General features: G+C 70.6%; 24 protein-coding genes. 10 read left to right on the top strand and 14 right to left on the bottom strand.

The window, feature by feature from the left end; genetic code table 11:
• Window positions 1–26: 26 nt before the first annotated feature.
• From ACWPN5_RS23980 to ACWPN5_RS23960, 5 genes are all read right to left on the bottom strand, one after another.
• The gene (locus ACWPN5_RS23980; protein ID WP_492297784.1) at window positions 27–236 is read right to left on the bottom strand and encodes a twin-arginine translocation signal domain-containing protein; all 210 of its coding nucleotides are present in this window, start codon (window positions 234–236) and stop codon (window positions 27–29) included.
• A complete protein-coding gene (locus ACWPN5_RS23975; RefSeq protein ID WP_492297782.1) occupies window positions 226–906 on the bottom strand; it encodes a TorD/DmsD family molecular chaperone in 681 nt (226 codons plus the stop codon). Before ACWPN5_RS23975 ends, ACWPN5_RS23980 begins: the two co-directional genes overlap by 11 nt.
• Before the next feature lie 132 nt (window positions 907–1,038).
• On the bottom strand, window positions 1,039–1,602 hold the full coding sequence (locus ACWPN5_RS23970) for a DUF3306 domain-containing protein (protein WP_492297781.1): 564 nt from the start codon (window positions 1,600–1,602) through the stop codon (window positions 1,039–1,041).
• Entirely contained in the window at window positions 1,595–2,119 is a 525-nt protein-coding gene (locus ACWPN5_RS23965) for a DUF3305 domain-containing protein (RefSeq protein ID WP_492297779.1), read from the bottom strand. The genes ACWPN5_RS23970 and ACWPN5_RS23965 overlap by 8 nt, the downstream gene beginning before the upstream one ends.
• Window positions 2,116–2,721 (bottom strand): biotin/lipoate--protein ligase family protein, encoded by a 606-nt coding sequence (locus ACWPN5_RS23960; protein WP_492297777.1) that lies wholly within the window; start codon window positions 2,719–2,721, stop codon window positions 2,116–2,118. The genes ACWPN5_RS23965 and ACWPN5_RS23960 overlap by 4 nt, the downstream gene beginning before the upstream one ends.
• Window positions 2,722–2,816: 95 nt before the next feature.
• On the opposite strand from ACWPN5_RS23960, the gene ACWPN5_RS23955 reads away from it, so the two are divergent.
• From ACWPN5_RS23955 to ACWPN5_RS23935, 5 genes are all read left to right on the top strand, one after another.
• On the top strand, window positions 2,817–3,179 hold the full coding sequence (locus tag ACWPN5_RS23955) for a hypothetical protein (protein WP_145689177.1): 363 nt from the start codon (window positions 2,817–2,819) through the stop codon (window positions 3,177–3,179).
• A gap of 101 nt (window positions 3,180–3,280) precedes the next feature.
• Window positions 3,281–4,291, top strand: coding sequence for a quinolinate synthase NadA (gene nadA, locus ACWPN5_RS23950; RefSeq protein WP_492297776.1), 1,011 nt, complete (start codon window positions 3,281–3,283; stop codon window positions 4,289–4,291).
• Between the two features lie 193 nt (window positions 4,292–4,484).
• Window positions 4,485–6,107: an L-aspartate oxidase gene (locus tag ACWPN5_RS23945; RefSeq protein WP_492297775.1), complete on the top strand. Its 1,623-nt coding sequence runs from the start codon at window positions 4,485–4,487 to the stop codon at window positions 6,105–6,107.
• Window positions 6,092–6,925, top strand: a complete 834-nt coding sequence (gene nadC / locus ACWPN5_RS23940) for a carboxylating nicotinate-nucleotide diphosphorylase (protein ID WP_492297773.1) — start codon at window positions 6,092–6,094, stop codon at window positions 6,923–6,925. Before ACWPN5_RS23945 ends, nadC begins: the two co-directional genes overlap by 16 nt.
• 85 nt (window positions 6,926–7,010) lie before the next feature.
• On the top strand, window positions 7,011–7,586 hold the full coding sequence (locus tag ACWPN5_RS23935) for a class I SAM-dependent methyltransferase (protein WP_200479387.1): 576 nt from the start codon (window positions 7,011–7,013) through the stop codon (window positions 7,584–7,586).
• A 76-nt stretch (window positions 7,587–7,662) separates the two neighbouring features.
• On the opposite strand, the gene ACWPN5_RS23930 is transcribed toward ACWPN5_RS23935, so the two are convergent.
• From ACWPN5_RS23930 to uraD, 6 genes are all read right to left on the bottom strand, one after another.
• Window positions 7,663–7,839, bottom strand: a complete 177-nt coding sequence (locus tag ACWPN5_RS23930) for a hypothetical protein (protein WP_186466174.1) — start codon at window positions 7,837–7,839, stop codon at window positions 7,663–7,665.
• The gene (glf, locus tag ACWPN5_RS23925) at window positions 7,836–9,089 is read right to left on the bottom strand and encodes a UDP-galactopyranose mutase (RefSeq protein WP_145689172.1); all 1,254 of its coding nucleotides are present in this window, start codon (window positions 9,087–9,089) and stop codon (window positions 7,836–7,838) included. The genes ACWPN5_RS23930 and glf overlap by 4 nt, the downstream gene beginning before the upstream one ends.
• Window positions 9,090–9,247: 158 nt before the next feature.
• A complete protein-coding gene (locus ACWPN5_RS23920) occupies window positions 9,248–10,291 on the bottom strand; it encodes a GMP reductase (RefSeq protein ID WP_145678702.1) in 1,044 nt (347 codons plus the stop codon).
• 146 nt (window positions 10,292–10,437) lie between these two features.
• Window positions 10,438–11,670 (bottom strand): M20/M25/M40 family metallo-hydrolase, encoded by a 1,233-nt coding sequence (locus ACWPN5_RS23915; protein WP_492297770.1) that lies wholly within the window; start codon window positions 11,668–11,670, stop codon window positions 10,438–10,440.
• Window positions 11,667–12,923 carry an allantoate amidohydrolase gene (locus tag ACWPN5_RS23910; RefSeq protein ID WP_492297769.1) on the bottom strand — a complete coding sequence of 419 codons (1,257 nt, stop codon included), beginning with the start codon at window positions 12,921–12,923 and terminating at the stop codon, window positions 11,667–11,669. Before ACWPN5_RS23910 ends, ACWPN5_RS23915 begins: the two co-directional genes overlap by 4 nt.
• Window positions 12,920–13,309 (bottom strand): 2-oxo-4-hydroxy-4-carboxy-5-ureidoimidazoline decarboxylase, encoded by a 390-nt coding sequence (gene uraD / locus ACWPN5_RS23905; protein ID WP_492297767.1) that lies wholly within the window; start codon window positions 13,307–13,309, stop codon window positions 12,920–12,922. The genes ACWPN5_RS23910 and uraD overlap by 4 nt, the downstream gene beginning before the upstream one ends.
• 307 nt (window positions 13,310–13,616) lie before the next feature.
• Between uraD and uraH the strand changes: the two genes are divergently transcribed.
• Window positions 13,617–13,979: a hydroxyisourate hydrolase gene (uraH, locus tag ACWPN5_RS23900; RefSeq protein WP_492297765.1), complete on the top strand. Its 363-nt coding sequence runs from the start codon at window positions 13,617–13,619 to the stop codon at window positions 13,977–13,979.
• Here the strand turns inward: uraH and ACWPN5_RS23895 are convergent.
• A complete protein-coding gene (locus ACWPN5_RS23895; RefSeq protein ID WP_492297763.1) occupies window positions 13,964–15,154 on the bottom strand; it encodes a urate hydroxylase PuuD in 1,191 nt (396 codons plus the stop codon). The genes uraH and ACWPN5_RS23895 overlap by 16 nt on opposite strands.
• A 150-nt stretch (window positions 15,155–15,304) precedes the next feature.
• On the opposite strand from ACWPN5_RS23895, the gene ACWPN5_RS23890 reads away from it, so the two are divergent.
• The 4 genes from ACWPN5_RS23890 to ACWPN5_RS23875 all read left to right on the top strand — a co-directional run bounded on the left by ACWPN5_RS23890 (window position 15,305) and on the right by ACWPN5_RS23875 (window position 19,942).
• Window positions 15,305–16,240 carry a LysR family transcriptional regulator gene (locus ACWPN5_RS23890; protein ID WP_492297761.1) on the top strand — a complete coding sequence of 312 codons (936 nt, stop codon included), beginning with the start codon at window positions 15,305–15,307 and terminating at the stop codon, window positions 16,238–16,240.
• An 87-nt stretch (window positions 16,241–16,327) separates the two neighbouring features.
• Complete coding sequence (locus tag ACWPN5_RS23885) at window positions 16,328–17,452, top strand: LacI family DNA-binding transcriptional regulator (RefSeq protein ID WP_145689164.1); 1,125 nt, start codon at window positions 16,328–16,330, stop codon at window positions 17,450–17,452.
• A 99-nt stretch (window positions 17,453–17,551) separates the two neighbouring features.
• Window positions 17,552–19,396 (top strand): excinuclease ABC subunit UvrC, encoded by a 1,845-nt coding sequence (gene uvrC / locus ACWPN5_RS23880; RefSeq protein WP_492297758.1) that lies wholly within the window; start codon window positions 17,552–17,554, stop codon window positions 19,394–19,396.
• Between the two features lie 336 nt (window positions 19,397–19,732).
• Window positions 19,733–19,942 carry a hypothetical protein gene (locus ACWPN5_RS23875; RefSeq protein WP_014198000.1) on the top strand — a complete coding sequence of 70 codons (210 nt, stop codon included), beginning with the start codon at window positions 19,733–19,735 and terminating at the stop codon, window positions 19,940–19,942.
• An 82-nt stretch (window positions 19,943–20,024) separates the two neighbouring features.
• On the opposite strand, the gene ACWPN5_RS23870 is transcribed toward ACWPN5_RS23875, so the two are convergent.
• Together ACWPN5_RS23870 and ACWPN5_RS23865 are read right to left on the bottom strand one after the other, a co-directional pair.
• Window positions 20,025–20,249 (bottom strand): hypothetical protein, encoded by a 225-nt coding sequence (locus ACWPN5_RS23870; RefSeq protein WP_247888444.1) that lies wholly within the window; start codon window positions 20,247–20,249, stop codon window positions 20,025–20,027.
• Between the two features lie 59 nt (window positions 20,250–20,308).
• Window positions 20,309–20,503, bottom strand: a complete 195-nt coding sequence (locus ACWPN5_RS23865; RefSeq protein WP_014197998.1) for a hypothetical protein — start codon at window positions 20,501–20,503, stop codon at window positions 20,309–20,311.
• Window positions 20,504–20,553 lie beyond the last annotated feature (50 nt).

Here is a 20,553-nt window from a genome sequence, read left to right as displayed (position 1 = left end):
GGCCCTTTGGATAAGAAACGTCGCGGTCAGAGTCGGTTCAGCGCGTAGAAACGCTTCACATGGTCGGTTTCGCGGTAGCGGGATTTCACCTGTTCCTGCCGCGATTCCATCGCTTCCGCCGGGGTGGCGCGCAAGGTCGCGGCCACGGCGGCGGCACCCGCCGCACCCAGCCCAAGGCCCTTCAGCAGGCTGCGGCGTTCCAGTCCGGTTTTCTTCTGGCTGTCGTCACGGTGCATGGATCGTGCCCTCCCGCTGGTCGGCCCCGCGCGGCGCGCCCGGAGGGGCGGACGCGATCATCGCGAAGGCGTTGGTCTCGATGTCCAGGAACAGCCGCCCGAAGGTGCCCACGGGCCGGTAGAAATGCGCCGCCGACGCCTCCTCCAGATCCTGGAAGAAGCGGCCCGCCCACGGGGCGAGGTGGCGCTCGAAGAAGCGCTTCTGGCGCGGCAGGTCCGGCTCGCCGTCCGCCGTGCCGACGGTCCCGGCGGCCATCGCCCCCATGATCTCGACGATGGCGGCGATGTGGTCCTCGGGCTCGCTGACGCCGGGGGCGCGCTCGATGCCCAGCGCCTGCATGTCCTCGCGCAGGCGGGCCAGCGGCCGGTCGATCAGGAAGCCGGTGCGGTAGTAGGAGGCGAAGGGAACCAGCTCGCCCCGCGTCACCCCGAGGAACAGCTCATGATACTCGCGCTCGGCCCGGTGTTCGCCGTCCAGGGCGTCGGCGAGCGTACGGGCGCGTACGGCCAGATCGCTGATGGCCCGGCCGAGCGGCAAACCGTCCCCGGCCAGAGCGCCGACCGTGGCCAGCAGGTCGCGCGACGGCGGACGCGCCAACAGGTGGGCCAGCAGGCCGTACGCCTGCGCCCGCAGCCGATCCGCGTCGTCGATGATGGCCGTTTCCGCCATGCCCTTGCCCCGCTTCGCCTTTTCCGTGGCCGGTTAAGGTCCGGCTCATCAGGGACAACAGCGGGAATGCTCAAAGGTTGCGCAGTCTAAGCGGGGTGGACTTGCCTTCGCGCCTCGGTGCTGCCCCCACCCTTAACCCTCCACCGCTTTCGCAGGGGATGGGACTGCCGCCACTTCGCGATCATCTCCCTCTCCCGCGGAGCGGGGGAGGGCCGGGGTGGGGGCAGCACTGTCCACTTCCTCAGACTCGTCCACCTCGGCAACCACCACCTCCTCCACCTTCTCCTCCTCCGCCGGCTTCTCGTCGGTGGCGATGCGGTCCAGCAGGTCGGCGATGCGGTCGGTGGCGAGCAGCTTGCCGTAACCGGGAGCGTTGCAGTCCCAGTCATACTCGGCGAAGCCGCGGAAGCCCGCGATCACCGGGTCGCTGGTCCAGGCCTTGCGCAGGGCCAGCCGTTTCAGCTCCTGCGGGACGTTGCTGGCGAGGAAACCGGTGTAGTCGCTGTCCGCGCCCAGACTCTCCACCGGCGGCAGGCTTTCCGGATCGAAGGGTTCCGGCGTTGGAACGGCAATGGCCTGCGGCTCCTCCGCCGCCTCCTGATTCTCATGAGGCTCGGGGGTCTCGACGGGCGCCGTACGCGCCTCCTGCTTGCGCCGCGACCAGCGGGACAGGAATCCTTCGGACCCGTCATCCATGGCGGTGATCCTTTTCAGGATGAGCAACCGGGGCACGGCGGGCCAGCGCCTCCGGGTCGGCGCGGTCGCGCTGGCGCTTGTAGAAGGGCCGTTCGGTGTGGTGCCGGGCCACGAAGTCGCACATCCATTCCGAAAGATCGGGCGGCAGCGGAATCGCTTCGATCAGGTCGTCGCCCGCGTCGGAATGGGCGTCGACCTCGCCGGGATCGACGGTGACGGCGAGCAGCCGCAGCCCCGGCTCCTCCGCGCAGCGGCGCAGGATGACGTAGAGCATCGGGTGGCCGCCCTTCAGATTCTCGACGTAATTCTCCGTCTCGCCGGGATGGAGCACGATCTCCGCCGCACCCGCGTAATAGCCGGTGCGCTCGCCATCCTGCGCCAGCACGGTCCAGGGCGCGCGGTCGGGCAGCGCCGGCAGGGCGCCGGTGACGCGCCAGCGGGCGTCCACCCACGGATTGTCGATGCGCTGGCGCTCCACCGTGATCCCGACGCCGCGCCGTTCGGCCTGCCCGCTCATGATCGCCTTCCCTGTGCCGTTGCGATCAACCGCTGTTCCCAGACCCGCCGCACCGGCTCGAACCCCGCGTCCATCCAGCGGTCGATCCAGGTCAGGAAATGCCGGGTGAAGCTCTCCAGCACCGCCACGGCGTCGGTGTCGCCAAAGCCCTCCTCGCGCAGCGCCGTGCGATCGGGGTGTCGCCCCGGGTCGGGGTCGTCGGGATCGCCCAGCACCTCCAGCTCCGCCCCGACCACGGCCCAGGCGGGCAGCCCGTCTTCGGCGCCGGGGCCGAGCGCGACGGTCACCCCGCCGGCCACCGCGCCGTTCAACAGCAGGCGGCCCGCGCCGTCGAAGCGGATGCTCTGGTTCGGCGGCCCCAGCGCCTCCAGCGCGTCGGCCAGCGCGACCAGGGTGACGGCGGCAAGGCCGTCGCCGGCGTCCGGGCGGTCGGGAACCAGCACCACCGCCACGTCCAGCCGGTCGCGCCGGCCGCTGTGGACAAGCGTGCCGGGCGCCGCCCCCTCCGCGGCGAAGCGGCGGGCGGTGGCGAAGGGGCCGTCCGCCTCGGCGGGCCAGGGCTGGAAAATGGGCGGCAGAGTCGGGGCGTCGGTCGGGTCCATGCCCCTGATAACGCGCGAACGGGAGGGTTGGTGCCAACGCCTGTTGGTGGGAGGGACGGCCTTGCCACCCCTTCCTTCAAAAGGAGTCCGCCGCCTTGCTCGCCGCCCTCATTTCTTCCGGTCTCGTCTCTTCCGGCCTTGTCGCCGGGCTTTTGATGACCGGCAACGTCATCGCCCAGGAAGTCAACAAGGAGTCGCTGTCCAACGACATCAAGGTGCAGCAGAGCCAGGAGCCGCCGCCCAACGAACAGGGCGTCCGCGCGCCCAAATCCAGCACCAGCGGCGAGACCCAGGGAGCGGAGTTGCAGCAGGCCTTGACCGACCTGCGCCGGGCGCCGCCCGACCTTCACGGCAACCCGGTGCCGCGCCCCAACCAATGGGCCAGCGAACCCGACATGGGGCACGAGCCGACCCGCTCCGAAAACCCGTCCGACCTGAGCAGCCAGGAAGCCAAGTAGGGCGAATCACCGACGTTCCGCACGACGCATTCTTTTCCGCTTGATATGCTCCAATCGAGCATTTATGGTTTTGCTCACAGCGAGCATTAAAGGAAGGCGCCATGCGCGACACCACCGGCCTTGCCTACACGCCCGACATCGCCGCGGCGACGCAGCCGATCTACGAGCGCATGAAGCGCGTGATGCCCGCCGTCGAGTGGCCGTTCCACGCTCCGCTGGTCCACGAGATCAACCGCCTGAAGCGCGAGCGCAACGCGGTGATCCTGGCGCACAATTACCAGACGCCGGAGATCTTCCACGGCGTGGCCGACATCGTCGGCGACAGCTTGGCGCTGGCCGCACGGGCGACCGAGACCGACGCCGACGTGATCGTCGTGGCCGGCGTGCATTTCATGGCGGAGACGGCGAAGCTGCTGAACCCGGCCAAGACGGTGCTGATTCCCGACACCGGGGCGGGCTGCTCCCTGGCCGAATCGATCACCGCCGCCGACGTGCGGCTGCTGCGCGAGCGCTATCCGGGCGTGCCGGTGGTCGCCTACGTCAACACCTCGGCCGACGTGAAGGCGGAGGTGGACATCTGCTGCACCTCCGGCAACGCGGTGGAGGTGGTGGAATCGCTGGGCGCGCCGCGCGTCATCATGCTGCCCGACGAGTATCTGGCGAAATACGTCGCCACCCAGACCAGCGTCGAGATCATCGCCTGGAAGGGCCACTGCGAGGTGCACGAGCGCTTCACCGGCGACGAGATCCGCGAGTTCCGCGGACGCTTCGACGAGTTGGTCGTCATCGCCCATCCGGAATGCCCGCCCGACGTCCTGGAAGCCGCGGACTTCGTCGGCTCCACCGCCCGCATGGTCGATTTCGTGGCGGACCGCCGCCCGCCGCGGGTGCTGATGGTCACCGAATGCTCGATGAGCGACAACATCGCCGCCGCCGCGCCGGAGACGGAGTTCGTGCGGCCCTGCAACCTGTGCCCGCACATGAAGAAGATCACGCTGGCGAACATCCTGGACAGCCTGCGCACGCTGGAACCGCAGGTGACCATCGCCCCGGAGGTGGCCGACCGCGCCCGCCGTTCGGTGGAACGGATGCTGGCGGTGAAGCCGCGCTGATCTCCATCGTCCATCCCCTCTCCCGTCCCGGGAGAGGGTGGCCCGAAGGGCCGGGTGAGGGTTGCGCGAGGATCAAGGCGCTGATCCTTGCCGGTACCCTCACCCTCCCGCCGCGCCGCGGCGGGCCCCTCCCTCTCCCGGGACGGGAGAGGGGATGCCTTCGTCACAATTCCCCCTCGTCGGGAGGCCTTCCATGCCCACCCCTTACACGGTCCGCGATTCGGAGGTGGTCGTCATCGGCTCCGGCATGGCCGGGCTGACCGCCGCCCTGCATCTGGCGCCGCGCGCCGTCACGCTGCTGACCAAGACGCCGGACCTGCCGGGCGGCTCCAGCAACCACGCCCAGGGCGGCATCGCCGCCGCCATCGGCCCCGGCGACGGGCCGGAGGCGCACGCCGCCGACACGGTGGCCGCCGGGGCCGGCTTCGTGGACGCGGACCGCGCCCTGCTGCTGACCCGCGAGGGGGCGGAGCGGGTGCGGGCGCTGCTCCTCGCCGGGCTGCCCTTCGACCGCGACGCCGGCGGCGCCCCCCTGCTGGGGCGGGAGGCGGCGCACGGGGCGGCGCGCATCGTCCATGCCGGCGGCGACGCCACCGGGGCGACGCTGGTCGCGGCGCTGGCCGAGCGGGTGCGCGCCACCCCGTCGATCCGGGTGGAGAGCAATGCCTTCGCCGTCGATCTGGCGGTGCGCCACGGGCGGGTCTGCGGCGTGCTGGCCTGCCACGCCGAAGGTTGGGTGTTCCACCGCGCGCCGCGCGTGGTGCTGGCGACCGGCGGGGTCGGTGGGGCCTACGCCCGCACCACCAACCCGCCGGAGGCGACCGGCGACGGGCTGGCGCTGGCTGCGCGGGCCGGGGCTCTGCTCGCCGATGTGGAATTCGTGCAGTTCCACCCCACGGCGCTCGCCGTGAACGCCGACCCCGCCCCGCTGCTGACCGAGGCGCTGCGCGGCGCCGGGGCGCTGCTGCTCGACCGGCGAGGGGTCCGTTTCATGGCGGCGGAACACCCGTTGGCCGAACTGGCGCCGCGCGACGTGGTGGCCCGCGCCATCGGCGCCCGCGTCGCCGCGGGGGAGCCGGTGCGGCTGGACCTGCGCCCGGCGCTGGCCGCCAGGCCGGACGGCTTCCCCACCGTGCTGGCGCTCTGCGCCGCCCACGGGCTGGACCCCTGGCGGGAGCCGGTGCCGGTCGCCCCGGCGGCGCATTACCACATGGGCGGGGTGGTCACCGATCCCGCCGGGCGGACCAGCCTGGACGGGCTGTGGGCCTGCGGCGAGGTCGCCTGCACCGGCGTCCACGGCGCCAACCGGCTGGCCAGCAATTCCCTGCTGGAGGCCCTGGTGTTCGGTGCGCGGGTGGCCCGCGACGTGGCCGGGCGGGAGCTGCCTCCCCTGCCGCCCTTCGCCCTGCCCGACATCCCGGCCGTCGCCGGGGAGATCGGGGCCGGCCTGCTCGACGCCATCACCGACGAATCCCGCCGCACGCTCTACCAGGGCGCCGGGCTGGTGCGCGACGGGGTGGGTCTGTGGACCGCCCGGCGCAAGCTGGACCGGCTCGCCGTGGCGCTCGACGCGCTGTGCGGCTACGGCCCGGTGGACCTCGTCGCCGTCCGCCGCTGGGGCGAGGCGCGCAACCGCCTGCTGGCCGGGCGGCTGATCGTCCACGCGGCGCTCGCCCGCAGCGAAAGCCGCGGGGCGCATTTCCGAACCGACTTCCCGCAGGAAGACCCGGCGGCGCAGCGCCACCGCTTCACCCTCACCGACCTGACCGGGGCCGCCGGCCCCCTTTCCGGAGACGCCGCATGCTCCATCCTCTGACCTATGAGCCGATCGTCCGCGCCGCCCTGGCGGAGGACCTCGGGCGGGCCGGCGACATCACCACCGACAGCATCGTCCCGGCGGACGCCGTGGCGACGGCGCGGGTGGCCACCCGCAGGGACGGGCGCGTCGCCGGGCTGGAGGTCGCCCTGTCCGCCTTCCGCATGCTCGACCCGGCGGCGGAGCTGCGGGTGGAGCATGGCGATGGCGCCGACGTGGCCCCCGGCGCCACCATCGCCACCGTGACGGCCCGCGCCCGCGCCCTGCTGACGGCGGAGCGCACGGCGCTGAACCTGCTGGGCCGCCTGTCCGGCATCGCCACCGCGACCCGCGCGCTGGTCCGCGAGGTCGAGGGAACCCGCGCCCGCATCGTCTGCACCCGCAAGACCACCCCCGGCCTGCGCGTCCTGGAAAAGCACGCGGTGCGGCTGGGCGGCGGCTTCAACCACCGCTTCGGGCTGGACGACGCGGTTCTGGTCAAGGACAACCACATCGCCGTGGCCGGCGGCATCCTCCCGGCGGTCGAGCGCGTCCGCGCCGCCATCGGCCACATGGTGAAAGTGGAGGTCGAGGTGGACACGCTGGCCCAACTGGAGGAGCTGCTGACCCTGCCGGTCGACGTCGTCCTGCTCGACAACATGGACCCGCCGACGCTGCGCCGCGCCGTCGCCATGGTCGACGGCCGCATGGTGACGGAGGCGTCGGGCAACGTCACCCTGTCCACCGTGCGGGCCATCGCCGAAGCGGGCGTCGACATGATCTCGGTCGGCTGGCTGACCCACAGCGCGCCGAATTTGGACGTTGGTTTGGACATGTAGGGTGGGCGTCCCCGATCTGTCGTTTGGGCCGCGGGCGGTGTACGGTCCTGCCGGTGGCAACAACGGCGGACCGAAGGCGCGCAGGATGTCGGACCTCAAGCTCAACCTCGGCTGCGGCGACACGCGGCTTCCCGGCTATGTGAATGTGGACAAGTACGGCACCTTCGGGCCGGACATCCAGGCCGACCTGGAAGCCGTGCCCTGGCCGTTCGAGACGAACAGCGTCGCCGACATCCAGCTCATCCACGCGCTGGAGCATATGGGCCAGACAACCGGGCAGTTCCTGAACATCATGACGGAGATGCACCGCGTCTGCCGGCACGGCGCGCGGATCACCATCAAGGTGCCGCACCCGCGCAGCGACGGCTTCCTCGGCGACCCGACCCATGTCCGGCCGATCACGCCCAACGTGCTGAGCCTGTTCTCGATGGAGGAGAACCGGAAGTTCATCGAGCGCGGCTGGCCGAACACGCGGCTGGCCATGCATCTGAACGTGGATTTCCGCATCCTGTCGGTCGGCTACAAGCTGATGCCGCGCTGGCAACAACGGCTGAAGGCGGGGCAGGTCACCAACCAGGACATCGCCGAGGCCATCGAGAGCCAGAACAACGTGGTCGACGAGATCACCATCGTGCTGGAGGCGGTGAAGGACGCCGCCTGACCCGGCCGCGGCGTCCACACATCCCTCATCTCGCCCTGGCTTCAGTGACGGGATCGAACCTGCGGAGCGGCAGCCGTCACTCCGCCGGGTGGCCCATGAAGTTCCGGTACTGCACGGTGTTGTCCTGGCTCAACCGGACCGAGGGTGCCGCGTAGGTCTGGTCGGCGGTGCGGCCCAGCGTGCCTTCCAGGATCACGCTGGCGCCGATGGCGAGGACAACCGCGGTGGCCAGGGCCATTCCGAACGCTTTCATGAGGCTTCCCTCCTGCTGTGGACCGGCGCGGACGATGGGGAGGCCGGTTGGGCGGTGCCGATCCCGGAAATGCCGCGCGCGCCCTCCGCCACCGCGCCTTCGGCCTTGGCGATGCGGGTGTAGAGCGCCAGCGCCTGCGCCACCACCTGATCCATGTTGTAGTAGCGGTAGGTCGCCAGCCGCCCGACGAAATGGACGTTCGGCGTCGCGTCGGCCAGCTCCTGGTACTTGCGGTAGAGGGCCGCGTTCTCAGCGCGGGGGATCGGGTAGTAGGGGTCGCCCTCCGCTGACGGGTATTCGTAGGTCAGGCTGGTCCGCGGGTTGGTCTGGCCGGTCAGATGCTTGTATTCGGTGATGCGGGTGTGCGGAACCTCCTCGCCGGGGTAGTTCACCACGGCGACGGGCTGAAACCATTCCTGGTCCACCGTCTCGTGCCGGAAGGTCAGCGAGCGGTAGGGCAGCTTGCCGAAACGGTACTCGAAATACTCGTCCACCGGGCCGGTGAAGATCAGGTTGCGGTAGCGCGCGTCGCGCACCACGTCGCGGAAATCGGCGCCCAGGCGGATGGTGATGTTCGGGTGGTCGAGCATGGTCTCGAACATCCGCGTGTAGCCGTGCAGCGGCATGTTCTGGAAGCTGTCGCCGAAATAGCGGTCGTCGTCGTTGGTCCGCGTCGGCACCCGCGCCGTCACCGCCTTGTCGAGCTGCGACGGATCGAGGCCCCATTGCTTGCGCGTGTAGCCGCGGAAGAACTTCTCGTACAGCTCCCGCCCGACCGCGCCGACCACCACGTCCTCGGAGGTGCGGACGTCGGCGACCGGCTCCGCCCGGCTCTTCAGGAACGCCGCCACGCCGGCCTCGTCGAGGTCCAGCCCGTACAGTTTGTTCACCGTCGTCCGGTTGATCGGGATGGGGACGAGCTGCCTGTCGACGTGGGCGAGCACCCGGTGCTCGTAGGGGCGCCACTGGGTGAAGCGGGACAGATAGTCCGCCACCGGCTGCGAATTGGTGTGGAAGATGTGCGGGCCGTAGCGATGGATCAGCACGCCCGCGTCGTCGTGATGGTCGTAGGCGTTGCCGCCGATGTGCGGGCGCCGGTCGATCAGCAGCACCCGCTTCCCCAGCCCGGCCGCCAGCCGCTCCGCCAGCACGCTGCCGGCGAAGCCGGCGCCGACGATCAGGTAATCAAAGACCGCCGGTCCGTCCGTCCGCCCCACATACGCCGGAGCAGCCCCATCGAAATCACGCATAAGCTCTGCCTTCCTCGTCCTGCCAAAAGGCGGACAAGGGGAGCACACCGTCCGGCGCCCCACCCGTCCGCACATCCTGCGAACGGTGGAACCCGCCGGTGGTTCCGGAGGAAGGCGGTGGAGACGGAGGTACCCGGGGCTGGGTACCTCCCGTGGCGTCAGCCTCCGAAGACGGTGTTGAGCTGCGCGCCGACTCGGACGAAGGTGGTCCGCTTCGACACCTCCTTCAGCTTGGTGGCGCCGATGTAGGTCATCATGCTGCGCACGCCGCCCATGATCTCCTGCATCGTACCGTCGATCGGTCCGCGGTAGGGGACCTCCACGGTCTTGCCTTCCGACGCGCGGTAGGAGGCGACGCCGCCCGCGTACTTGTGCATCGCCGTGTCGGACGACATGCCGTAGAAGGTCATCGCCACCGGCACCTTCCGACCGTCGCGCTCCTCGTAGCGGATGTCGCCCTCGCACTCGTCATGGCCGGCCAGCATTCCGCCGAGCATCACGAAGTCCGCACCGGCGCCGTAGGCCTTGGAGATGTCGCCCGGCACCGTGCAACCGCCGTCGCCGCAGACCTGCCCCTTCAGCCCGTGCGCGGCGTCGGCGCATTCGATGATGGCGGAGAGCTGCGGATAGCCGACGCCGGTCATCTTGCGGGTGGTGCAGACCGACCCCGGCCCGATCCCGACCTTGATGATGTCGGCCCCGGCGAGCACCAGCGCCTCGGTCATGTCGCCGGTCACCACGTTGCCGGCCATGATGACCATGTCCGGGTTCTCCGTCCGCAACCGGCTGATGACGCGCACGAAGCGCTCCGTGTAGCCGTTGGCGACGTCCAGACAGAGCTTGGCCACCGGGGCCTTGGCCTTCACCGCCTGGAACTTGTCGTAGTCGGCCTCGGTCGTGCCCAGCGAATAGAAGACGTTGGCCGTGTCCTCGTCGCGGAAGAAGGGGATCAGCGCGTCGGCCGGGTAGTGCTTGTGCAGCGCGGTCATCGCGCCGAAGCGCGACAGGGCGCGGGCGACGGCCATGGTGCCGACCACATCCATGTTGGCCGCGATCAGCGGGAAGCCCGTCCATTCCAGCCCGCTGTGGACGAAGCGGAAGGTCCGCTCGATGTCCACGTCGTTGCGGCTTTCCAGGGTGCTGCGCTTCGGGCGGATCAGCACGTCCTTGAAGTCCAGCTTCAGATCGTTCTCGATGATCACCGGCGGGTCGTCCTTGTCGTTCTTATCGTTGTGGAAGCGCCATTGCCCCCACCCCGGCCCTCCCCCGCTGGGCGGGGGAGGGAGATATTCGCGAAGCGGCGGCAGTCCCCTCCCCCGCCCAGCGGGGGAGGGTTAGGGTGGGGGCCTCACCCCTCGCCCAACACCTCCAACAGCGACAGCGCCACAACCTCCGTCGCCTTGAACAGGTCGGACAGCGGCAGGCGCTCGTCGGCGCGGTGGGCGTTGGCCTCCTCGATGGTGTGGGGGCCGGCGCCGAACAGGGCGATGGGCACGCCCGCGTCCGAGTAATGGCGCGCGTCGGTGTAGAGCGGCACGCCCTTGGTTTCCACCGGCTCGCCCATCACGCGGCTGGCCTGGGCGCAGAGGACGGCGGCCAGCCGGTCGGTGCCGGGCAGCGGGGTCAGCGGGCGGGCCAGCAGGATGCGGCGGACCTCGACGCGGGCCGTCGGGAAGGCTGCAGCAGCCGCGGCGATGACCGCGCGCAAGGTCTCCTCCACCGTCTCCGGCGCCTCCTCCGGGATCATGCGGCGGTCGAGGCGCAGGGTCACGCGGTCGGGAACGACGTTGGTGTTGATGCCGCCCTTGATGAGGCCGACCGTCAACTGCGGCGAGCCGATGCCGCCCACCGCCGACACGGTGTCCGCGTAGCCCTTGCGGTGCTCGTAGAGCGCGCCGAGGATCGCGGTGGTCGCCTCCAGCGCGTCGATGCCGGTCATCGGCAGGGCGGCGTGGGCGGATTTTCCGGTGACCTCGACCTCCAGATGCAGGCAGCCATTGTGCGCGGTGACGACGCCGTAGCTGAAGCCCGCGGCGATGGCGAGGTCCGGCTTGGTCAGCCCCTCGTCGAGCAGCCATTTCGGCCCGATCTCGCCGCCCGCCTCCTCGTCGTAGGTCAGGTGCAGCTCCACCGTGCCGCGCGCCAGCCCGGCCTTCTCCAGCGCCAGCAGGGCGTAGGTGTAGGTGACGAAGTCGGACTTCGAGACGGCGACGCCGCGCCCGTACATCCAGCCGTCCACCACCTCCGCCCCGTAGGGGTCGCGGGTCCAGCCCTCGCCCGGCGGCACCACGTCGCCGTGGGCGTTCAGCGCCACCGTCGGCCCGTCGCCGAAGCGGCGGCGCACGATCAGGTTGGTGGCGGAAATCATGCCGTTGGCCTGCACCAGATCCGCCGGGACCGGGTGGCGCTCCACCGTCAGCCCCATGGCCTCCAGCAGCGCGGCGGCGCGCTCGGCATGGGGGGCGCAGTCGCCGGCCGGGTTGTCGGAGGGCACCTTGACCAGTTCGGCCAGGAAGCGGACCTGCGCGTCGCGGGTCTGTTCCAGGAACGCGTGGATGGCCTGTTGGGCGGCGTCGGTCATGCTGTCGCGGTCTCGTGCTCGAAGTGGCGGATGATGTCCAGGAGGATGCGCACCGAGAGGTCGGCGTCCTCCGCAGTGATGGATTCGGCGGGGTTGTGGCTGATGCCGCCCGCGCAGCGGACGAACAGCATGCCCATCGGCAGCACGCCGGCGAAGGCCATGGCGTCGTGCCCGGCGCCGCTGGGCAGCGACCGGGGACGGACGCCGGCGCGGACCACCGCCGCCTCGATCTGCCGCCGGATGCCGGGGGAGCAGGGGGCGGCCGCCGCGTCGTGGGTGGTCTCCACCGTCAGTTCCACGCCGCGGCGGGCGGCAATCGCCTCGAAATCGGCGAGGATGGCGGCGCAGGCGTCGCGCCGCACGGCGTCCTCCGGCGCGCGGACGTCGAGGGTGAAGGCGACTTCGCCGGGGATGACGTTGACGGCGCCCGGCTTCGCCTCGATCCGGCCCACCGTCGCCACCAATCCAGCTTCGGGGGCCCCGGCGTCCGAGGCCGCGGCCACCCGCTCCGCCGCCAGGGTCATCTCGGCGGCGGCGGCCAGCGCGTCGCGGCGCAGCGCCATGGGCACCGTGCCGGCATGGCCGGCCATGCCGCGCAACCGGATGGCGAAGCGCGTGGCGCCGTTGATGGCGGTGACGATGCCGACCGGCAACCCTTCGGCCTCCAGCACCGGCCCCTGCTCGATGTGGACCTCCAGAAAGGCCAGCGCCTCGCCCGGCTTGCGGGCCGCCGTGGCGATGGCCTCCGGGTCGCCGCCGAAGGCGCGCAGCGCGTCGGCCATGCGCACGCCGTCGCGGTCGCGCGTCTCCAGCGCCGCCCGGTCGAAGCGGCCGGCCACGGCGCGGCTGCCGGTCAGGGTCACGGGGAAGCGCACCCCCTCCTCGTCGCCGAAACCCAGCACCTCGATGGCGAAGGGCAGGCGCTCGCCACGCCGGTCCAGCTCCGCCACCGCCGCGACGGCGGCGAGCACGCCCAGATTCCCGTCATACCGGCCGGCGTTGCGCACCGTGTCGATGTGGGAACCGATCAGCAGGGCCGGCGCGCCCGGCACGGTCCCCTCGTAGCGGCCGACCACCGTCCCCGCCGGGTCCAGCCGGGCGTTCATCCCGGCCTTGCCCATCAGCTCCATCAGCCAATCCGCGGCGGCGCGGTGCTGCGGGGTCAGGAACAGGCGGGTCAGCAGCCCCGGCTCCTCCGTGAAGCCGGCGAAGGCGTCCAGCCGCGCCATCAGGTCCGCGCCGAACGTCGTCATGGCTCGATGTCCTTGGGCAGCAAATCCTGGAGACGGAGCCAGGTGATGCGCTCGACCTGGGCCAGCGCCGTGGCGAACTCCTCCTCCGGCCCGTTGGACAGGCGGGTTTCGAAGGCCTCCAGGATGTCGGCGCGGCTGCGGCCCTTGACCGCCAGGATGAAGGGGAAGCCGAAGCGCGCCTTGTAGGCGTCGTTCAACTCGGTGAAGCGGGCGAACTCCTCCGGCGTGCAGCGGTCCAGCCCGGCGCTGGCCTGCTCCGCCGTGCTGTCGGCCGTCAGCTCGCCGCGCAGCGCCAGCCGGCCCGCCAGATCGGGATGGGCGTTCAGCAACGCCAGCTTCCGGTCATGATCGGCGGCGCGCAGGACGGCGATCATGGCGGCGTGCAAGCCCTCCGCGTCGTCCGGCAGGTTTCCCCCTGATTGACGGCATCCCAGGTGCCTTCGGCGACCCAGGGCGAATGTTCGAACACGCCGCCGAATCGGGCGACGAAACTTGCACGGTCCATCTCGCTCGGTCGCATCCCGGCCTTCCCTGATCGGTCCCCTGCCCCGCAGCATAACCGCAATCGCCGAGGTCCGCTTTTTCGATCCGTTTGAAAGTCTTTTTGCGCAGGCCCCGTTCGGACCGCGCGGCGGTGCGGCATGGGGTGCGGTATAAGGTCTCTTCGCGGCATTCCATGGCGAGGAGAAACCCATGTCCGGAAGCGGGCGCCTGACCACCCATGTTCTCGACACGACGCACGGACGGCCCGGCGCCGGGATCGCCGTCACCCTCTACCGCATCGACGGAGACCAGCGGGAGCGGCTGACCCAGACGCGCACCAACGCCGACGGGCGCTGCGACGCGCCGCTCCTCGCCGGGGCCGACCTGACGCCGGGCGTCTATGAGCTGGTGTTCGAGGCCGGCGCCTATTTCCGCGCCTCCGGCCTGGAGATCGTCGAACCCGCCTTCCTCGACGTGGTGCCGATCCGCTTCGGCGTCGCCAACGCGGACCAGCATTACCATGTGCCGCTGCTCGTCTCCCCCTACAGCTACTCGACCTACCGGGGAAGCTGATCGGTCCAGGCGGCGAGCAGGCGGCGCTCCTCCGGCGTGATCCCGGTGACGTTGCCGGGGGGCATCGCGTCGGACAGCGCCGCCCAGACGCGGATCTGAGGGGCGTGGCGGCCGATCGCCTCCGCGCTGTCCAGCATCACGCCGCGCGGCGCCACGCCGATCCCCTCCCACACCGGCTGCGCCGCGTGGCACATGGAGCAGCGGGACAGCACCACCTCTTCCACCTGCGCGAACTCGACCCTGGCCGGTGCTGCGGCGGCGCTCTCGGTCCGCGTCCCGGCGGCGCTCAGGCCCACGATGACGGCGACGCCCGCGGCGGCCACCGCCCAGGTCCACCAGGGCGCCGGCTTGCCGGCGTGGCGGCTGTTGAAGAAGTGGCGGATCACCGCCCCCACCACCAGCACCACCGCGACGATCACCCAGCTGTAGCGCGTGCCGAAGGCCAGCGGGTAGTGGTTGGAGATCATCAGGAAGACGACCGGCAGGGTCAGGTAATTGTTGTGCAGCGACCGCTGCTTGGCCTGCTTGCCCAGCGCCGGGTCGGGCACCTGCCCCGCCTTCATGGCGGCCACCGCCTTGGTCTGGTTGGGGATGATGATGCGGAAGACGTTGGCCGACATCATCGTGCCGATCAGCGCGCCGACATGCAGCATCGCCGCCCGCCCGCTGAAGACATGGCTGAGGCCCCAGGCGACCAGCACCAGGAAGACGAAGCCCGCCGCCGCCAGCTTCACGTCGTCCTTGCCGAGCGGCGACTTGCACAGCCGGTCATAGACGTGCCAGCCCAGCCCCAGCGCGCCCAGGCTGAGCAGCACCGCGCCCCACCAGGGGATGTCCAGCACCGCCGGGTCGATCATGTAAAGCGCGGCGCCGTGGTAGTAGAGCACCGACAGCAGGCAGAAGCCGCTGAGCCAGGTGGCGTAGGCTTCCCATTTGAACCAGGTCAGCTTCTCCGGCAGCTCCGGCGGGGCGACCGTGTATTTCATCATGTTGTAGAAGCCGCCGCCGTGGACCTGCCACGCCTCCCCCGCCACGCCGTTGGGCAGGCCGTCGCGCCGCCGCAGGGACAGGTCGAGGTGGATGAAATAGAAGCTCGACCCGATCCAGGCGATGGCTGTGATGACGTGCAGCCAGCGCACCAGAAAATTGACCCACTCCCAGACGATCGGCTCCATGCGTCGCGGCCTCTTCCGTTCGGTGATCCCCACCCTGAACTCTACGGTTGCCGCAGCGCAGCGGGGAAGCGGATGCGTGCGCCAGCACTTTCAAAAAAAACGGAAAGGTGGGAGGATTCCCCATGGCGTGTGGGGAAAGGGCCAAGAAGCGTGGCGCTGCTGGAGAACATGCGGGTGTTCGTGCGGGTGGTGGAACTGGGCAGCCTGTCCGCCGCCGGGCGCAGCCTGCGCCTGTCGCCCGCCGTGGTCAGCCACCGGCTGCAAAGCCTGGAGGAGCATCTGAACGCCCGCCTGCTCAACCGCACCACCCGGCAGGTGCAGTTCACCGAGGCCGGCAAGGTCTTCTTCGAACACTGCCTGGAGGTTCTGGAGGCGGCGGAGCGGGCGGAGAGCAGCGTCGGCGCCATCGGCGGGGCGCCGGTGGGCAGCCTGCGGGTGACGGCGCCGCTGGGCTTCGGGCGACGCATCCTCGCCCCGATGGTGCCGCGCTTCCACGCCGCCTACCCCCAGGTGGACCTGCGGCTGCGCCTGTCCGACCATCTGCTCGACCTGCTGCGCGAGGCGACCGACGTCGCCATCCGCATGGCGCCGCTGAAGGATTCCAGCTTCGTCGCGCGCAAGATCGCCGACCTGCCGCGGGTGCTCTGCGCCGCGCCGTCCTATCTGGAGCGGCGGGGCGTGCCGGCCCGGCCGGAGGAGCTGCTGTCCCACCACTGCCTGCTGCTGCGCTTTCCCGGATCGCAGCAGTTCCAGTGGACGCTGAACACCCCGCAAGGCCCGATGACCCTGCCGGTGTCCGGCCAGTTCGACGCCGACGACGGCGACGTGCTGACCGGCTGGGCGCTGGCCGGGGAAGGCATCGTGCTGAAACCATTATGGGAAGTCGCCGACCATCTGCGCCGTGGGGATCTGCGCGTCGTCCTGCCGCACTGCCCGCCGGAGCCGGTGACGCTCGCCGTGCTCTACCCCCACCGCAACCTGCTGCCCGCAAAGATCCGCGTCTTCATCGACTTCTTCGCGGAGCAGGCGCGCGCCGCCCTGGCGGAAACGGCGCCGGCCGAGGCGGAACCCCATGCCGCGCCCTGACCGTTCCCGCTTTTCCCCCGCTTTTCCAACGGCGTGCTATGATGCCGCCACGCCGCGCGGCGGGGTTCGCCGCAGGGAAGGACGAGAATGACCGCACAGCCGCCCGCCAAGCCGATCCCGCCGAAGCCCGCCAAGCCCATCCGCAAGAAAACCCGCCGCGCCACCCAGCGGCTGACCATGACGGACGTGGCCAACGCCGCCGGCGTGTCGCCCAGCACCGTCTCGCTCTATCTGCGCAAGCCGGAGGCGGTGTCGGAGGAGTTGGCGACCCGTGTGCGGACGGTGATCGATCAGCTCGGCTACGTGCCCAACCTCGTGGCGGGCAGCCTCGCCGCGGCGAAGAGCCGGACGGTGGGGGTGATCCTGCCCTCCATCACCAACTCCTTCTTCGCGGAGACCTACAACACGCTGCAAAGCGCCTTCCAGACCGCCCATTACCAGACGCTGCTCGGCGTCAGCGAGTTCGATCCGGAGCGCGAGGAGGAGCTGATCCGCGCCTTCCTCGCCTGGTCGCCCGCCGCGGTGGTGGTCACCGGCCTGCACCACACCGAGCGGACGCGCGCCATGCTGCGCTCCTCCGGTGTGCCGGTGGTGGAGATGTGGGACATCCCCTCCGCCCAGACCCCGGCGGTGGACATGACGGTCGGCTTTTCCCACTTCGAGGTCGGGCGCCGGCAGGCAAGCCACCTTTACGACCAGGGCAGCCGCAAGGTTGCCTACATCGGCGCCGCCGTGCACCAGGACATGCGCGTGCGCAGCCGCACTGACGGCTATGAGGACGAGGTGCGCCGCCGCGGCCTGCACGAGCCGATCGCCTTCACCGCCCCCGACACCGCCTCGACCCCCGTCGGCATCTGGCTGATCGACGAGGTGTTCGCGCTGCATCCGGACATCGACGGGGTGGTCTGCTCCAACGACGCCATGGCGCTGGGCGTGCTGTTCGAGGCGAACCGGCGCGGGCTGAGCGTGCCCGACGATCTGGCGGTGATCGGCTTCGGCGACCTGACCTTCAGCGCCGCCTGCCTGCCGCCGCTGTCCACCGTCCGCCCACCGCAGCGCGAGATCGGCGAACTGGCCGCCGGCCAGATCCTGGCCCGGCTGAACGGCACCACGGTGGCCCAGCCGCACCACGGGCTGGATTGCGAGCTGGTCGTCCGCGACAGCACCCGCCCGGACGCCGATGCGGGCGTGGAGCGGCAGACGGCGGAATGAGTTTATCCCGGAAGGACAGGGCCGACGATTGTCCCTTGTCCACGGTTCGTTCCCCTGCTTCCTTCCGGCCCATCGTGGTTAACACACCGGAATAGGGCGATGGATGGAGTCGCGGTGATCCGCGCCACCCTGCCGACGCTGCCGGACACGCCCGGCGTCTACCGGATGATCGGGGCGGACGGGCGCATCCTGTATGTCGGCAAGGCGAAGAACTTGAAACGCCGGGTGGCCAGCTACACCCGGACGGACGGGCTGCCCAACCGCACCCGCCGCATGGTGGCGCTGACCCGCTCCATGGAGTTCGTCACCACCCACACCGAGGCGGAGGCCCTCCTGCTGGAGGCGAACCTGATCCGCCGCCTGCTGCCGCCCTTCAACGTGCTGGTGAAGGACGACCGCTCCTTCTCCTACATCGCGCTTGGCGAGGGTCACGAATTTCCGCGCCTGATGCACCATCGCGGCAGTGCCGACCGGCATGGGAAGAAGCGCGACCTGTTCGGCCCCTACGCCTCCCCTGCCCTGGTCGGCATGACCATCGGGGCGTTGCAGCGCGCCTTCCTGCTGCGCAACTGCGACGACGCCACCTTCACCGCGCGCACGCGGCCCTGCCTTCAGCACCAGATCAAGCGCTGTTCCGCCCCCTGCGTCGGCCGCGTCTCGGCGGAGGACTATGCCGCGCAGATGCAGGGCGTGCGCGACGTGCTGACCGGGCGCAGCGCCGCCGTCCAGGCGGAGTTCGCCCGTCACATGATGGACTGCTCCGACCGGCTGGCCTACGAGGACGCCGCCCGCTGGCGCGACCGCATCCGCGCCCTGACCGCCCTGCAGAGCCGCCAGGACATCAATCTGGAAGGCGTGCTGGAGGACGCCGACGTGCTGGCCGTCCATGCCGAGGGCGGGACCGCCTGCGTCCAGGCCTTCTTCTTCCGCGGTGGGCGCAACCAGGGCACCCGCGCCTTCTTTCCCCGGCATGACGGGGAGGACGAGCCCGCCGCGATCCTCGCCGCCTTCGCCGCGCAGCTCTACGAAGGCGCGCCGCCGCCCCGCCACCTGCTGCTCAGCCACGCCATCGCAGAGCGCGCCCTGCTCGCCGAGGCGCTGACGCTCGCCGCCGGGCGGCGGGTGGAGGTCGAGGTCCCGCAGCGCGGCCCCAAGCGCCGCGTCGTCGAACACGCCCTGACCAACGCGCGCGAGGCGCATGGCCGCCGCATGGCCGAACGCTCCGCCCAGGGCAAGCTGCTGGCCGGGGTGGCGCGCGTCTTCGGCCTTCCGAAAACTCCGACCCGTATCGAGATCTACGACAACTCGCACATCCAGGGGGCCTTCCCGGTCGGCGCCATGGTGGTCGCCGGGCCGGAGGGCATCCAGCGCAACGCGTGCCGCCGCTTCCACATCAAGGACCCCGCCGCGGCCGGCGACGATTACGCGATGCTGCGCGAGGTGCTGACTCGCCGCTTCGGGCGCGCCCTGCGCGAGGACCCGCAGCGCAGCGGCGGCCAATGGCCCGATCTGGTGCTGATCGACGGCGGCCTCGGCCAATTGAACACCGCCCGCGCGGTTCTCGACGGGCTGGGCATCGCGGGGGTTCCGCTGGCCGCCATCGCCAAGGGACCGGACCGCGACGCCGGGCGCGAGCGCTTCTTCCTGCCGGACCGCGAGCCCTTCCGGCTGGAGCCCAACGACCCGGTCCTCTACTTCCTGCAACGGCTGCGCGACGAGGCCCACCGGACGGCCATCGACGCCCACCGCACCCGCCGCCTGAAGGCGATGGACCACACCCGCATCGACGGCATCCCCGGCGTCGGCCCGTCGCGCAAGAAGGCCCTGCTGCATCATTTCGGCAGTTCCACCGCGGTGGCCTCGGCCGGGCTGAAGGATCTGGAGGCCACCCCCGGCATCAGCGCCGCGCTGGCCCGGCGGGTGTTCGAGCATTTTCATGGGTAGTTTTCATGGGTAAGTTGATGCCCCCTCCCTAACCCTCCCCCGCTCTCGGCGGACCAAAGGTCCGCCTGCCGCGTCAGCGCAAACCTCTGGTTTGCGCGAGAGCTTCGCAGGGGAGGGGACAAGCCTCCCTCTCCTGCGAAGCGGGGGAGGGAAGGGGCCCGCGGCAAAGCCGTGGGAAGGGTGGGGGCAAAGTGCCGCGCGAATTATTCCAAGGACACCGATGCAGCCGCCGCTCATCAGTCCTGCGTTTGCGCGGTTTTTGGTTAGTGCTTCCTTAACCCGGCGGGATCATGGTCCGCCCACCGCAAACAGAGCATATGCACAAGGCGCCTGACCATGGGCCAGAAGACCATCAAGTTCTCCGACAAGAACGGTTACCGCGACGTCGAACTCGACAGCCTGCCGCGCAACGTGCGCGCCGCCGTCACCGACATGGCCGCGAAGAACCCCGTCGCCAGCATCATCGTCGACCAGACAGGCATGCTGTACCGCATTCACCTGACCGAGCCGGCGAACGTCTATCTGGACGTGCTCTCGGTCGCCTGAGCCACAGCACATCTTATATGGAAACGGCGGCGCACCCGGTGCGCCGCCGTTTCCATTTCAGCGTGCCGTCACGAGCGTTCCATCACTCCGGCAGGACGGTAAGGGTCTGGTCCAAAGCCGCGCGCGGAACCGTCGAGCCGAAACCGGACAGGATCGCGCGGGCGTGCCCCGGTGCCAGACCGGTCATGCGGGCCAGATCGCCGGCGTCCAGCCCCTGCTGTTCGGCGGCGTGGCGGATGCGAGTGATGGCGTCGCGTTTCTCCGTACGGTCCATGGCGCTGCTCCGTTTGCGGACGTGGTGGTTCATGCGGTCCTCCTGTGCCGATCCTCCCGGGCCAACGGGGGAAGGCGGGGCTCTGCGGCTCCTCAGTGCGGGCGGCCTTCCAGGCGGCGCAGGGCGCGGTCGAGCGTGCTCACGGGCATCATGAACACGGTGCCGCCCAGAACCGCCCGGACATCCTCGATGTCCAGGCCGGTGGCGGCCGCCACGCCCCGCTCGTCCAGGCCGCGGTCCTCGGCGATCACGGCGATCCAGCCCGCCAGCGTGCGGGCCTGGGCCATCCGGGCCGGATCGGTGAGTGGGTGACGGCGCGCCGACAAGCTGCGGCCCC

The sequence above is a fragment of the Azospirillum sp. UENF 211521 genome, assembly GCF_058780535.1.
This window is presented reverse-complemented; position numbering and strand designations above follow the sequence as displayed.